This window comes from Streptomyces sp. NPDC002643 (genome assembly GCF_053592555.1).
The window spans coordinates 35,245-48,809 of sequence record NZ_JBSFVY010000040.1; the positions used below are offsets into that span (position 1 = coordinate 35,245).

Genomic DNA, 13,565 nt, shown 5'->3' on the forward strand with positions numbered 1-13,565 from the left:
GTGGCCGGGGCGTGGGTGTCCGCTTCGGTGCCCCACACCCCGGCCGTCCGGCGCCTGACCACCCGGGTCTCCGGGTCTCCATGCCTCCGGGCTCCGACTTCACGACCGCCCGGCCGTACGACCGCCCGGCCACCCGGCCACCCGGCCTCCCGGCCGCGCCTAGCGCTTCGCGGTCTCCGGTGCGAAGTGCACCGGGATGTACTGGTCGTAGAGCCGGCTGCTGGTGGCGGTGAAGTCGGCTCGGGTGACGATCGCGCAGCGGACTGTCCGGTCGCAGATCTGGCCGTCGGCGATCTCGGGGCGGATGTTCAGCGTGGTCTTGAACCGGCCGCCCTTCTCGTACGGGAGGGTGATGCCCGGCGTCCCGGTGCCCGTGTCGGTGATCCGGCGGGACGAGCCGTCCTGGGCCTCGCGGCCGCCGAGGCAGGGGCTGGGCAGGGTCGTGTACGTCGAGGGGTCGCCGACCTTGACGCCGTCCGGGATGACGCAGAAGGCCAGGAAGATGCCCTGGGCGCGGTTGTAACCGGCGCCCTTGACCTCGACGGTGCCGCCGGCGGCGGGCAGGACGACGGGGGTGGCCTTCAGCCGCAGCCGGAAGGTGTCGCCGTCGGCGGTGGTCACGGTCCGCTGGGCCTTGCCGGACAACGGCACGGCGGCAGCCGCCGTACCCGCCAGCGGCAGCACGGCGGCGAGCCCGGCCGCGGTCACGGCGAGGGCGCCGCGCAGCAACGCCTTGCTCTTCACGGCGGGGTTGTGGGTGGGTGCGGGGGTGGGGGGTGTCATGGGGCGGAGGCCATCCCTTCGCTCATGCGTTTTATGTCGCTTGTGGACTCCTTGATCACCATGCCTAGAACACGACCGATCAATAGGCAACGCCCGGCAAAGTCCTTCACATTTCAAGCACTGGACTGTCACAAGGTTCGGCGAGCGGGGTCTCGTGTCAGTCAGCTCCGTCGGCGATCGAGGTCTCGTCTCAGTCGGTCCCGTCCACGAGCGGGATCTCGTAGCGGAGGCGCTGGCGTCGGGCCGGCATCACCATGCGGTCGACCTGGATGGGGCAGTCGTGGCGGTCCAGGGTGAGCCTGGTCAGACGGAGGACGGGCTCGTCCGGCGCGGTGCGCAAGGTCTGGCGTTCCTCGTCGTCGGGTACGTCGGCCGTGATGTCCTCCCGGACGAGGGCGCCGACATGTCCCAGCTCGGCGAGCAGCGTGATGGCTCCGCCTCGGATTCTGGCACTGCCGGCCAGGGCTGTGCCCCGTGCGATGTCCACCGGGTAGTAGGTGTCGGTGAGTTCGCTCGGCTCGTCGTCGAGGAGGATCAGACGGCGGCGTACGACCACCGGCTCCCCCTCCGCCAGCCCGAACAGCCCCGCCACCTCGGCGTCCGCCGGCACCTCACCGGCGGACAGAATCCGTTGGGTGCCCCGTCGCCCCTGGGCGGCCGCGTCGGCGGCCCACGCGTCGCCGCCCTGTTCCTGCCCCTGCCCCTGCCTTCGCGGCGTCAGGTACGGCATCGAGGTGCTGGTCCATCTGTTCGCGCTCATGATGTCCTCTCCGTGTGGTGGCCCGTGCCCGCGCCCGCTCCCGCGTCCGCGCGGAGTCGGTCGCGGAGGCGACGGGCGATCTGGCCCATGAGGGCGTCGGCGGCGGGCTGGATGGCCGCAGCCACCCGGGATTCGGTGAGCACGGCCACCGCGTACGTGGGCCCGTCGGCGTGTTCGACCACGCCGATCTCGTGGCGGAGGTTGAGGAGTTGGCCCGTCTTCGAAAACCACTTGGACACGTCGGAGGCGAAGTCGGGGAAGAGGCGGTGGCGCATGAGGTTGTTGGCCATCAGTTCGCGGACTCGGGCGGCGACTTCGGGCGGGATTGCCGTGGGTGGGGTCGTGGTGCGGGGTGCGGGTGGGGTTGTGGGCCGGGGGGCGGGTGGGGCCGCGGTCCCGGTTGTGGGTGGGACCGCGCGGCGGGTTTCGGGTGCGGTGGGCGGCCGGTTCGGGGCCTGTGCGTCCGGGCGTGACCGCCAGATCGCCTGGAGGAGGTCCACGAACGCCCGGGCCGTGCCCGTGTTGGCGCGCGAGTTGTCGAGCTGCGGCACCCGGTGGCCACGGCCCGGCGTCCCGGCGTCGATCGCGAGCGCGTGCGCGAGATGCACCTCGGCCGCGTCGAAACGCTCCACCGGGGTGTCGACCAGCTCATGCATCGTGTGCCGTACGGCCAGGCCCCGCACCCCGAACTCCTCCATGATCGCGCCGACTTGGGCGGGCGGCGTCAGGGAGAAGAGGGTGTCGGCGGCGATGTTGTCGCTGATGCAGGTGCTGAGGTAGAGCAGATCGTCCACGGCGACCCGGGCGGGGTGGCGGAAGCGGCTGATGCCGGTCGGCCCCGGTGTGGTGATCCGGCCGGGGGCCACCTCGATCGGGGTAGCGCCGTCGAGTTCGCCCCTGCGGACACGTTCCAGCGTGGCCAGGGCCAGCGGGACCTTCACCAGCGAGGCACAGGGGAACTCCATGTCGGGGTCGATGCCGAGTTCCTCCCCCGTGGCCAGATCGCGGACCAGGAACGAGCCTTCGAGCCCGCCGTCCCGCAGCGCCTGCCGCAGCTCACCGAGCAGTCGACCAGTACGAGTCGTAGGGGTCGTAGGGGTCGTGCGGGTGGTACCAGCGCTGTGGGTACTACGGGTAGTACGGGGGTTCAAGGGGCGACCTCCGGTCGGTCGTACGGCTGGGGTCGGACGCCCAGGCAGTGGGCGAGGGCGGGGGCGCAGGCCTCGTGGATGCGGGTGGCGGTGGCGTCGGGGGTCGTCTCGTCGGCGACCGCGAGTGTGTAGCCGCGGGCGAGGGCGGGGCCGAGTTCGCCGACGGGGCGCCAGTGCAGGGAGAGGGTCCGGGCCTGGGCAGGGGAGCAGAGCAGGGCGTCGCCGCCGCTGAGGACGTCCGCCACGGCGGCGGGCACCGAGGGGGCGACGGCCAGTTGTACGGGGCGCAGTCCGACGGCGTCGCGGACCCGGGCCAGCCGGTCGCGGACATGCGGTACGTCGTCCTCCGGCTGGAGCCAGACGCGCCGGGGGCGTGGGTGGCGGTCGGCCCGGCCGGGGCGGAGGGTGTCCAGGTGGATCAGTTCGCCGTCGGGTTCGTCCACGACGGCGAGGCCGAGCGGTACGGTCCAGGTCGCCTCGGTGAGCGGCACCGCCAGGAGCGCCGCGTGCACCTGCCGGTTCGTCAGGAGGTCGGCCCGTTCCGCCGCCAGGGCCGGGCGCGGATCGAGGCTGAGGTCATGGGCGCGGGCCTCGGCGATGAGACGGGCGAGGGCGCCGGTGGGGCAGTCGGGGGGTACGGCGAGCCGTAGGGGGCGGTGCCGTGCGGCCTCCGCCTCGTGTTCGAGCCGGGCGGCGGCCTGGGTGACATGCCGGGCCAGGGGCAGCATGTCCCGCCCGAACGGCGTCAGGGTCACCGTACGGGACGACCGCTCCAGCAGACGCCCACCGAGGCGCTGCTCCAGCGCGGCGATACGGCGGCTCACCACCGGCTGAGCCATACCGGCCGCCGCCGCGCCCACCGTGAAACTGCCGTGCTCGCTCACATGAACGAACGCCCGGCATGCCCCCACAAGATCCACGGAGCCACTATGCCAAAACGGCTTCGCCGGACGGCCCTGCCGGACAGCCCCGCGCAACGGCCCGGCCCAACAGCCCCGTCGAACAGCCCCGTCGAACAGCCCCGCCCAACGCCCCCGTCGAACAGCCATCCCCACCAGCCATGCCGAAACGGCATGGATGCGTGCGTTCGCGTCTTGGACGGATGTGGCGGGTGCGGCGGAGGGTGGTTCCGGCGCGGCGGAGCACCGGCGCGCTCGCCGGGTGCCGCCGTGCCCACGACCTGGAGGTCCGACCCATGACGTACACGCATCGCATACGCCGGGGTGCCGCCTGCGCGACCGTCTTACTCGCGCTCGCCGCCCTCCCCGCGTGCGGCCAGGAGAAGGGGACGAACGCCGTGAACACCACCGAGGTCGCGAGCGGTTCCGAGGCCGCGAAGGGGGCCCGCTCCACCAACGGCTCCGCCACCGGCCCCACCGCCGGCTCCGCCAAGTCCACCGCCGCCGGATTCGGGGCGCTGGAGCGCGAGTTCGACGCCCGGCTCGGGGTGTACGCCCTCGACACCGGCACCGGACGCACCGTCTCCTACCGCGCGGACGACCGGTTCGCGTACGCCTCCACGTTCAAGGCGCTGGCGGCGGGTGCCATCCTCCGCAAGTACGGGACGGACGGCATCGACAAGGTGGTCACGGGCTCCCGCGACGACGTGGTCGCGGACTCCCCCGTGTCCGAGAACTTCGTCGAGAAAGGCATGAGCCTGCGAGGGCTGTGCGCCGCGACCCTCTGGTACAGCGACAACACGGCGGTCAATCTGCTCCTCGACGAACTCGGCGGACCCGACGGTCTGGAGAAGGTGCTGGAGGACCTCGGCGACGACGTCACCGAGATGGACCGGTACGAGCCCGACATGAGCGAGGGCAGACCGGGCGACATCCGTGACACCAGCACCCCGCGCGCGATGGCGGGGAGCCTGCGGGCCTTCCTGCTCGGGGACGCCCTGAAGCGGGACGAACGCGAGCTGCTCCGGACCTGGATGACGACGAACATGACCGGTGGAACGCTCATCAGGGCGGGCGTCCCCGACGGCTGGGAGGTCGCCGACAAGAGCGGCACCGCCGGATACGGGGGACGCAACAACATCGCCGTGCTGTGGCCGGACGACGGCGGCAACCCGATCGTCATGGCGGTCATGTCCACGCGGGGCAAGGAGGGCGCCACCCGCGACGACGCCCTCATCGCCAGGGCGGCCACCGCGGCCGTCGAGGCGCTCGGCCGCTGAGCCCCGCCCACGCGTCCGTGCGAGCCGCACCCACGCGTCCGTACAAACCCCAACCCACGCCTCCGTACAAGCCGCACGCTCACCCGTGCGTGAGCCGCACCCTCACCTCCCCAGGTGCGGCGGGCGTTGTATAACCGGGCAATGATCCACCACGTCGTGTCACCCGATGCCTGGAACGCCCGCCCCGACGAGCCGTACGCCCCGGCCTCCCTCCCGGAGGACGGCTTCGTGCACTGCTCACCCGACGAGGCGACCACCCTCGCCGTGATCAACGCCTTCTACGGGGACGCCCCGAAGCCGCTGCACGTCCTGCTCATCGACGAGCAACGGCTCGACGCCCGCGTGGAGTTCGAGGCGGCGGACCCCGCCCCGCCGCCCGGCGTCGGCGACGACGTCCTGTTCCCGCATGTCTACGGGCCGATCAACCGGGACGCCGTCGTACGCGTCCAGGGGGTCGAGTGGAACGGCGAGGGACGTGCCACACGGCTGACCGAACCGGCCTGACGTGACCTGACCGGAGGACCGGCCTCACTCTCCGCGGAGAGACCGTTCCTCACATGACCAGGAACGCGAAGAGCCAGTACGTCGCGGTGATGGCGATGCCCAGGCGTATCCGGCGGCGTCTGGGCCAGCCCTGGACCAAGGGGCTCTTGTTCCACCAGTAGACACCGGCACCCCAGATCACGGTCATCACGAACCCCACCGGGGTCTGGGTCCAGAACCAGGCCATGACGCCGATGATCGCGCCGCCGATGACATGCCCGATCACATGCTCGGCGATCCGGTCCTTCTGGTACTGCCGCGGCCCCGACCCACCCGACGCCGCCACCCCCGACGCCGCCGCCGTCGCCCCCGCTTCCGGTGCCGCCCCCGTTCCCTCCTCCCTCGGCCCCTCCTCGCGCCCCTTCTCCATCTCCCCGCCGTGCTGGTCCATGCGCCTCCGTCCCGCCGAGAGCTGGGGATGAAACCACCCCGATGCTCCCCGTGCCCGCACCGACACGAACGGTCACCGGGGCGGCGCGCGGGAGCGCACGCCCGGAGCCCTGGGCGCTCACGCGCGGCCCCGATCCCCCCCTCCGACCAGGCGGAGGCCCGGTCCCGCGACCTCACGGCGCTCAACCGACGACGGCAGACGACGGCAGACGGCCGCCGTAACACCCGTACGCCCCTCAAGTGCACCCTTAGAGCACTTTTCAGCCGTTTCTCGGCTCCTCCGGAACGGCCCCCTCCGGAGCGGCCCGAGCAGCCTGCTCCCCTCCCTCCGCCAACCCCTCCGCCAGCACCTCCGCCAGATGCCGGCCCCTTCTCCCCGCGAGCTGCTCCAGCTGGGTCCGGCACGAGAAGCCGTCGGCCAGTACCACCGCGCCGGCGTCGGCTTCCCGTAGCGCCGGGAGGAGTTGGTCCTCCGCGCAGGCCACGGAGACGTCGTAGTGGCCCTTCTCGAAACCGAAGTTGCCCGCGAGGCCGCAACAGCCGCCGCTGAGGTCACCGGTGAGACCGGCGGCGGCCCGGACACGGCGGTCGGGGGCGTCGCCGAGGACCGCGTGCTGATGGCAGTGGGTCTGGCCGACGACCGGGCGGTCGAGAGCGGGGGGTGTCCAGTGCGGCGCGTACCGTTCGAGCGCTTCGGCGAACGTGACGACCGAGTCGGCGAGTCGACGTGCTCGGGGGTCGTCGGGGAGCAGTTCGGGGAGGTCCGTGCGGAGGGTCGCCGCGCAGCTCGGTTCGAGGACGACGATCGGGATGGGGGACGCGGCCAGGTCCGGGTCCTCGTCCAGCAGGCGCTGCGGAAGGGGGTTCAGGAACAGGCCCAGCAGGTCGAGCGTACGGCGCAGCACCGCTCGGGCCCGGTCCAGCTGGCCCGTCGAGATATACGTCAGCCCGCAGCAGACCCGGCCCTGGCGCAGCGTGAACAGGCTCCGGGTGAGCTGCCATTGGGTCAGTTCGACCTCCTCGCCCGCCTCCATCCGCTTCAGCCAGCGGGGTTTCCTCCGCATCCGCAGGGTGGGCGGCACGATCACCTGCAACCCGGCGGCCTCCAGCACGCGCACGGCCGCCTGTCCCACGGACGGCGAGAGGTACTCCGTGAAGGTGTCCGTCCACAGCACGACCAGCTCCGGGGACTCGTACCCCTCGCCCTCCGAGCCGCCATCACCGCCATCACCGTCCTCGTCGGGCTCGTCGGGCTCGTCGGGCTCCTCCAAGAGGCCCGAGGCGGCCAGGGCGTCAGCGAATTCCTCCGGGCCCAGCGGCACTTCGGCGGGCAACCCCTCCACCCCGCTCGACTCCTCCCGCTCGGCCATCTCCTCCCTGGCCTGCTGCCACATCCGCCGCCGGTACCACCGGGTGAACGGCACCCTCGCCAGGCGGGGCAGCTCCCGCTCGGGCGCGATCCCGCCCAGCCGCTTCGCCAGGGCCGCAGGCGGCCGCACCCCGGCAAGGAAGTTGACGATGCCTGCCGTGCGCGTACGGGCGACGAGGCGGAGCCACACCGGCAGCCACCCCATCGCGTAGTGGGCGGCGGGGCGGCGGCGCCCGGCGTAGTGGTGGTGGAGGAACTCCGCCTTGTACGTGGCCATGTCGACGCCGACGGGGCAGTCGGAGCGGCAGCCCTTGCAGGACAGACAGAGGTCGAGGGCGTCCCGTACCTCGGGCGAGCGCCAGCCGTCGGTGATCACCTCGCCGGCCAGCATCTCGTGCAGCAGCCGGGCCCGGCCCCGGGTGGAGTGCTCCTCCTCGCCCGTCGCCCGGAACGAGGGGCACATGACGGCTCCCGATCCCGGACTCACCTCGGTCGTACGGCACTTGGCGACGCCGACGCACCGCCGTACGGCCGCCGTGAAGTCGCCGCCGTCCTCCGGGTATCCGAACGCCACCGGTACCGGGGGCTCGCCTCGGGGTGCCCGGGGCAGGACCGCGAAGCGGAGGTCGGCGTCGAGGGGGGCCGGGCGGACGAGCATGCCGGGGTTGAGGAGGTCGTCGGGGTCCCAGATCCGCTTCACCTGCTCGAAGAGTCCGACCATCTCCGGGCCGTACATCCTCGGCAGCAGTTCCGCCCGCGCCTGCCCGTCGCCGTGTTCGCCGGAGAGGGAACCGCCGTGGGCGACCACCAGGTCGGCCAGCTCCTCCGAGAAGCGGCGGAAGCGGGCGATGCCGGGGGCGGTCATCAGGTCGAAGTCGATCCGGACGTGGATACAGCCGTCGCCGAAGTGGCCGTAGGGCGTGCCGCGCAGGTCGTGTGCGCTCAGGAGGCCGCGGAAGTCGCGTAGGTAGGCGCCCAGTCGGGCGGGCGGCACGGCGCAGTCCTCCCAGCCGGGCCAGGCCTCGCTGCCGTCCGGCATCCGGGTGGCCGTACCGCTCGCGTCCTCGCGAATCCGCCAGAGCGCGCGCTGGGCGGCGGCGTCGGTCACCACCACCGAGTCCACCGGTGAGCCCCCGGAGGCGGCCGCCCACACGATGGCCTCGGCGTTCGCCCGCGCCTCCCCCGCCGACTCCCCACCGGTCTCGACGAACAGCCAGGCCCCACCGGCGGGCAGCCCGGGCCCTCCGGCCGCGCTCGCCCTCCCGGCCGAAGCCCCAGGTGAGTCGCCCGCCCCGGCCGGACCGGCCGACGTCCCGAACCGCCCGGCCGACTTGCCCGCCCCGGCCATCCCGATCACCCCCGGCGGTACGAGGTCCGCCGCCATCCCCTCCACCGTCAGGGGCCCGTACGGCAGCAGTTCGGGCGCGGCTTCGGCCGCCGCGCTCTCGTCGGCGTACGCCAGTACGGCCAGCGCACGCGCGCGGGGTGCCTCGACCAGTCGTACGACCGCCTCCGTGAGCACCCCGAGCGTGCCCTCCGAGCCGCAGAAGGCGCGGGCCACGTCGGCGCCCTTCTCGGGGAGCAGCGCGTCGAGGGCGTACCCGGAGATACGGCGGGGCAGCTCGGGGAAGCCGGTGCGCAGTCGGGCCAACTCCCGCTCGACCAGGGGCCGGAGGCCGTCCGGAGCCCCGGCCCACCCCTTCCCGAGTCTCCGCGTGTCCCCACTCCCTCCGATCACGGACAGCTCGCGCACGCTGTCGGCCGTGGTGCCCCAGGCGACCGAGTGGGAGCCGCAGGAGTTGTTGCCGATCATGCCGCCGAGGGTGCAGCGGCTGTGGGTGGAGGGGTCGGGGCCGAAGCGCAGGCCGTGCGGGGCGGCGGCCTCCTGGAGGCGGTCCAGGACGAGACCGGGCTGCACGACCGCCGTACGGGCCTCGGGGTCGAGGGAGAGCAGCCGGTTCATATGGCGGGTGAAGTCCAGCACCACGCCCGTGCCTGTGGCCTGCCCGGCGATCGACGTACCGCCGCCGCGCGCCACGACCGGCACTCCGTGCTCGCGGCACACGGACAGGACGGCCGTCACGTCGTCCGCGTCCCTGGGCGCGACCACGCCCAGCGGGACCCTCCGGTAGTTGGACGCGTCCATCGTCATCAGTGCCCGCGCGGTCGCGTCGAAGGAGACCTCGCCGCGCACGGCCGCCGCCAGCGCGCCCCGCAGGGCACGCGTGTCCACATCCCCGGCGCCGGTGCCCCCGGCGCGCACCGTGCCGTCCCCGAAACCGCCCCCGAATTCCGTCATGCTCCCAGGATGCCCCCGACCACTGACAGTGACCATCCGGTGACGCGCCGACGGAGGGCCGGCGGAGTTCGTGGCGGCCGTCGGAACGTTGGCCGGATTCCGGGGAGCTACCGGGAAACCAGCCAACCCCCGTCAGGAACTCCCATATAGTGACGGCCAATTGAGCACCAGACGCTGCTTCCCGTTCAGTAACTGACAGTGGCGTCGACCTCAGGTGGCGAGCGAGCCGCCGAACACCGAGAACAGAGAGCAGGGTTCGGACAAACACCGGAGACAAGAACACCAAGTCCGGACAAGAATCGCAGAACAGAGCACGGAGTTCGGACAAGTACGAGTACGGAGCACGGAGTTCGGAACCGACCGAGGACAGCAGCCCATGACCGCGCCCAGCCCCCCGCACTCACCCGGCGAACGCCCCGCTCTGCGCTCCCTCCTGCCCGCGCCCCTGCTCACCGCCCTACTCGGCGCGGGCGCGGTCGGCGGTGCGGTGGCCCTGGCACCGGAAGCCGTACGGCCGCCCCTGGCGGGCGGCGCGGGAGCGGCCGTGCTGTTACTCACGGTAATAGTCGGGGTCGCCGTCCATGCCCGGTTATCGGCGGCACTCTTGCGCCAACGACTTGACGCCATGTCGCGGGACGCGGGGCTGCTGCTCCAGGAACGCGCCCGGATGGCCGAGGAGTTCGGGCAGGAGCGGGGGCGGCTGACCGAGGAGTTCGTCCAGGAACGGGCGCGGATCGCGGCGGAGTTCGGACGGGAACGGGTCCGGATGACCGCCGAGTTCGAACGCGAGCGCGAGCGGCTGGCCGAGGAGCGGACCGAGGCCGCCGAGGAACGGGCGCGGGCGGCGGAGGAGACCGAGCGGGAGAAGGCCCGGCTCCTCGAACGCGCCCGCCGGGCCGAGGCCGACCGCACCGCCGCGCTCGCCGTCACCGCCAATGTGGCGGGCCGGATGCAGGCCCTCGCCACCGGCACCCTCGCCGACCTCCGCGCCATGGAGGAACGTCACGCCGACGAGGACGTCCTCGCCGACCTCCTCCATCTCGACCACCGCACCGCCCAGGCGGGCCGCCTCGCCGACTCCGTCGCGGTCCTCGCGGGCGCCCGCTCCGGCCGCCGCTGGGCCCGCCCCATCCCCATGGAATCGATCCTGCGCGGCGCCATGGGCCGCATCGGCGCCTATCGCCGTATCCGGCTGCACTCCTCCAGCGGGTCCGCCGTCGCCGGCCACGCCGCCGAGGGCGTCATGCACGCCCTCGCCGAACTCCTCGACAACGCCGCGAACTTCAGCCCGCCGACCGCCGAAGTGCATGTGTACGTGGAGGAGGTCCCGGCCGGCGTCATCGTCTCCGTCGAGGACGCCGGACTGGTCATGAGCGACGTCCAGCTCCGCCGCGCCGAACGCGCCGTCTCCGGCGAGGCCGCCGCCGGCATCACCGGCCTCACCGGCACCCGCCTCGGCCTCGCCGTCGTGGGCCGCCTCGCCCACAAACACGGCCTCAAGATCTCCTTCCGCCCGTCGGCGCGCGGGGGAACGGGCGTGCTGATGCTCATCCCCCAGGACGTACTGGGCAGCACGGCCGCCCCGCAGTCGGCTCCGGGTACTACGGGTATGGCGGCTGCCGGGGGTGCGCCGAATGCCGGGAGCACTACGGGTACTACGGGTACTACGGGCGCTCCAGGTACCACGGGCGCCGCAGGTACTACGGGTATGACGGTGGGGGCGGGCTCGGGGATCGGTGGGGCCGCCGACACGACCGGGGCCTACTCCGTCGACGAGTTGTACGGCCCCCCGCGTACCACTCAGGACGGCGGCACGGGATCGTCGTACGCCAACTCCCTTCCCCCTTACGACCTGACCGCCGAACCGACCCCCACCCATGAGTCGCCGGCCCCCGACGCGCTTCCCCGGCGCCGCCGTGGCCAGTCCCTCGCCGATGCCGGGGGCCGCGGCCGCGCCGACAGCTCCGAGTTCCGGATTCCCACCCTCCGCTCCGGCGACGACGCCAGCAGCGGCGCGGTCCGCTTCAGCAGCTTCCGCCGCGCGGTACGCGGTACCAGCGGCCACGACCAGGCGTACCTCCAGGGGACGGCCGCCGGGGAGGACCAGGGGGCCACCGCGGCGGAGGGGGCGACCGGGGCGACGGCCGGTACGGCATCGGGCGGCGAACTCGCGAAGTGGGAGGCCGAGCCCGTACGGGGTCAGGAGTGGGAGGCCGAGCCCGCGTCCACCGGGGAGACCGAGTGGGAGCCCGGCCCCGTACAGCGGACGACCTGGGACCCCGAGCCGGTACGGGGAGCCGAGTGGGAACTGGACCCCGTACGGGACCTGACCTGGGAACCCGCGAGGGAGCCGGCAGGGACGGAGCCGGCGGAGGGCACGGCCTCCGGGGCGACGCCGGCTTCGGCTTCGGTGTCGGGTCCGACCGCGAGTCCGGCTTCGGCCTCGGACGAGTCCGGGTCGTACCCGTCCTACCCCCCGTACTCCTCCTATGCGTCGCCCTCGTCGTACCCCTCGTCTTCGTCGTACTCCTCGTACGCGGCCTACGCCTCGTACGGGGGTGCGTCCGCCGATGGCTTCGGTGGCTCCCCGGAGGGCGGGGCGGCCTCCGGGGCCGGTGAGGACGTGGGGACGCACACGAGGCCGGGGCTGGATCTGCCCTCGAACGCGGACCTGGGGCTGCCCCCGACCACGGACCTGGCCCCGTACGCACCCTCGACCCCGGTCCCGGTCCCGGAGTCGAACCCGTACCTGGACCCCGAGACGGCCCCGTACGACCCCGACTCGAACCCGGAGCCGGACCTTGACCGACAGAACCGTACCCACCCCCACCTGGAAGGCGGCCCCACCCCATGACCGGCACCGGCACCCATGCCGACGACAGGCTCACCTGGCTCATGGAGGGCTTACTGGAGCGCACCCCGGGTGCCCGGCACGCGCTCGTGCTCTCCCGGGACGGTCTGAGACTGTGCGGTACGCCCGACTTGTCCGTGGACCGGGCCGATCAGCTCGCGGCGATCGCGGCCGGAATCCAGTCGCTGTCGCACGGGGCGTCGGTGGAGTTCGGGGACGGAAGCGGGGGTGTGCGGTCGGCGATGGCCGAGTTCTACGGTGGTGTGCTGTTCATCGTGGAGGCGGGCCAGGGGGCGCATCTGGCCGTGGTCACGGATGAGGAGGCGGACCCCGGGCTCGTCGGGCACAACATGAGTGAACTGGTGGAGCAGTTGGGCGAGCATCTGAGTGCGCGGCCGCGCAGGGAGCCGAGTACGGCCATGGGGTCCCGTACGCCATGAGCCGGCCCGGCAGGGACGATCTGCCCGACCGGCTGTACACCATCACGGGGGGACGGAGCCGTTCCACGCCGGGGACGCCGTTCGATCTGATGACCCTGGTCGTCGCCGAGGGGGACCCGGTGGCGGGGATGCAGTCGGAGCATATGGCGATCCTGCGGCTCGCCGAGCGGCCGAGGGCGGTGGTGGAGATCGCCGCCGAACTGCGGTTGCCGGTGAGCATCACGAAAGTGCTGCTGTCGGACCTTCTCGCGGCGGGCCGGGTGAGCGCCCGCCATCCGAGCCAGTCCCCGCCGATCGACCTCGACCTTCTTGAGCAGGTGCTAGTTGGACTTCGAAACCTCTGACGAACGGCCTCGCCGTCCGGGCGAGCCGACGGGACCGGGCGGGCCGGGTGAAGCCATGGGGCCGGGCGAGCCGGGTGAGGCCGAGGACAACTTCGGGTCGGATTGGCGTAGTTGGCTGAACAGTATGAGCAGCATGAGTGGCATGAGCGGTATGAGCCGTATGAGTGGCATGGGTGAGGACGGTGACAGCGGCAGCGGTGAGGCCGTTCCGCCGGATGGCCCCGGTGAGGTCGGCGAGTCCCACGAGTCCCACGAGTCCCGTGAGTCCCACGAGTCCCTCGCCGAGAGCCGGAGTGGTCAGGGCGGTGCGGATGGCGACGGTGGTGGGTCTCGGTGGGTGAGTTGGGCCGGTGAGAGCGATGAGGGGGACGACGGCGGATGGCCCAGCTGGCCCAAGTGGTCGAGTGTGGCCCGTTCCGTGGCCGCGGACGACGAGACGGAGGCCGTGAACGAGGC

The 13,565-nt window shown here is 72.7% G+C and carries 11 protein-coding genes; 5 read left to right on the forward strand and 6 right to left on the reverse strand.

Features of this window, described 5'->3' with window-relative positions:
* Nucleotides 1-159 precede the first annotated feature (159 nt).
* From ACWD4G_RS39050 to ACWD4G_RS39065, 4 genes are all read right to left on the reverse strand, one after another.
* Nucleotides 160-783 carry a hypothetical protein gene (locus ACWD4G_RS39050; protein ID WP_451302274.1) on the reverse strand — a complete coding sequence of 208 codons (624 nt, stop codon included), beginning with the start codon at nt 781-783 and terminating at the stop codon, nt 160-162.
* A 190-nt stretch (nt 784-973) separates the two neighbouring features.
* Nucleotides 974-1,543 carry a GntR family transcriptional regulator gene (locus tag ACWD4G_RS39055; protein ID WP_451302276.1) on the reverse strand — a complete coding sequence of 190 codons (570 nt, stop codon included), beginning with the start codon at nt 1,541-1,543 and terminating at the stop codon, nt 974-976.
* Nucleotides 1,540-2,610, reverse strand: a complete 1,071-nt coding sequence (locus ACWD4G_RS39060) for a serine hydrolase (protein ID WP_451302334.1) — start codon at nt 2,608-2,610, stop codon at nt 1,540-1,542. Before ACWD4G_RS39060 ends, ACWD4G_RS39055 begins: the two co-directional genes overlap by 4 nt.
* An 80-nt stretch (nt 2,611-2,690) precedes the next feature.
* A complete protein-coding gene (locus tag ACWD4G_RS39065) occupies nt 2,691-3,614 on the reverse strand; it encodes a LysR family transcriptional regulator (RefSeq protein WP_451302278.1) in 924 nt (307 codons plus the stop codon).
* A 260-nt stretch (nt 3,615-3,874) separates the two neighbouring features.
* On the opposite strand from ACWD4G_RS39065, the gene bla reads away from it, so the two are divergent.
* The gene (gene bla / locus ACWD4G_RS39070) at nt 3,875-4,873 is read left to right on the forward strand and encodes a class A beta-lactamase (RefSeq protein WP_451302336.1); all 999 of its coding nucleotides are present in this window, start codon (nt 3,875-3,877) and stop codon (nt 4,871-4,873) included.
* Nucleotides 4,874-5,014: 141 nt separating this feature from the next.
* Nucleotides 5,015-5,377, forward strand: coding sequence for a DUF952 domain-containing protein (locus tag ACWD4G_RS39075; protein WP_451302280.1), 363 nt, complete (start codon nt 5,015-5,017; stop codon nt 5,375-5,377).
* Nucleotides 5,378-5,426: 49 nt separating this feature from the next.
* Here ACWD4G_RS39075 and ACWD4G_RS39080 read toward each other — a convergent pair whose 3' ends face one another.
* Together ACWD4G_RS39080 and ACWD4G_RS39085 are read right to left on the reverse strand one after the other, a co-directional pair.
* Entirely contained in the window at nt 5,427-5,807 is a 381-nt protein-coding gene (locus ACWD4G_RS39080) for a hypothetical protein (RefSeq protein WP_451302282.1), read from the reverse strand.
* Between the two features lie 259 nt (nt 5,808-6,066).
* Entirely contained in the window at nt 6,067-9,474 is a 3,408-nt protein-coding gene (locus tag ACWD4G_RS39085) for an FAD-binding and (Fe-S)-binding domain-containing protein (RefSeq protein ID WP_451302284.1), read from the reverse strand.
* 376 nt (nt 9,475-9,850) lie between these two features.
* Between ACWD4G_RS39085 and ACWD4G_RS39090 the strand changes: the two genes are divergently transcribed.
* Genes ACWD4G_RS39090 through ACWD4G_RS39100 form a run of 3 tightly spaced genes read left to right on the forward strand, consistent with a single transcriptional unit; the run spans nt 9,851 to nt 13,109 of the window.
* Complete coding sequence (locus tag ACWD4G_RS39090; RefSeq protein WP_451302286.1) at nt 9,851-12,328, forward strand: ATP-binding protein; 2,478 nt, start codon at nt 9,851-9,853, stop codon at nt 12,326-12,328.
* Nucleotides 12,325-12,765: a roadblock/LC7 domain-containing protein gene (locus ACWD4G_RS39095; protein ID WP_451302288.1), complete on the forward strand. Its 441-nt coding sequence runs from the start codon at nt 12,325-12,327 to the stop codon at nt 12,763-12,765. The genes ACWD4G_RS39090 and ACWD4G_RS39095 overlap by 4 nt, the downstream gene beginning before the upstream one ends.
* Nucleotides 12,762-13,109, forward strand: coding sequence for a DUF742 domain-containing protein (locus ACWD4G_RS39100; protein WP_451302290.1), 348 nt, complete (start codon nt 12,762-12,764; stop codon nt 13,107-13,109). The genes ACWD4G_RS39095 and ACWD4G_RS39100 overlap by 4 nt, the downstream gene beginning before the upstream one ends.
* The last annotated feature ends 456 nt before the right edge of the window (nt 13,110-13,565 follow it).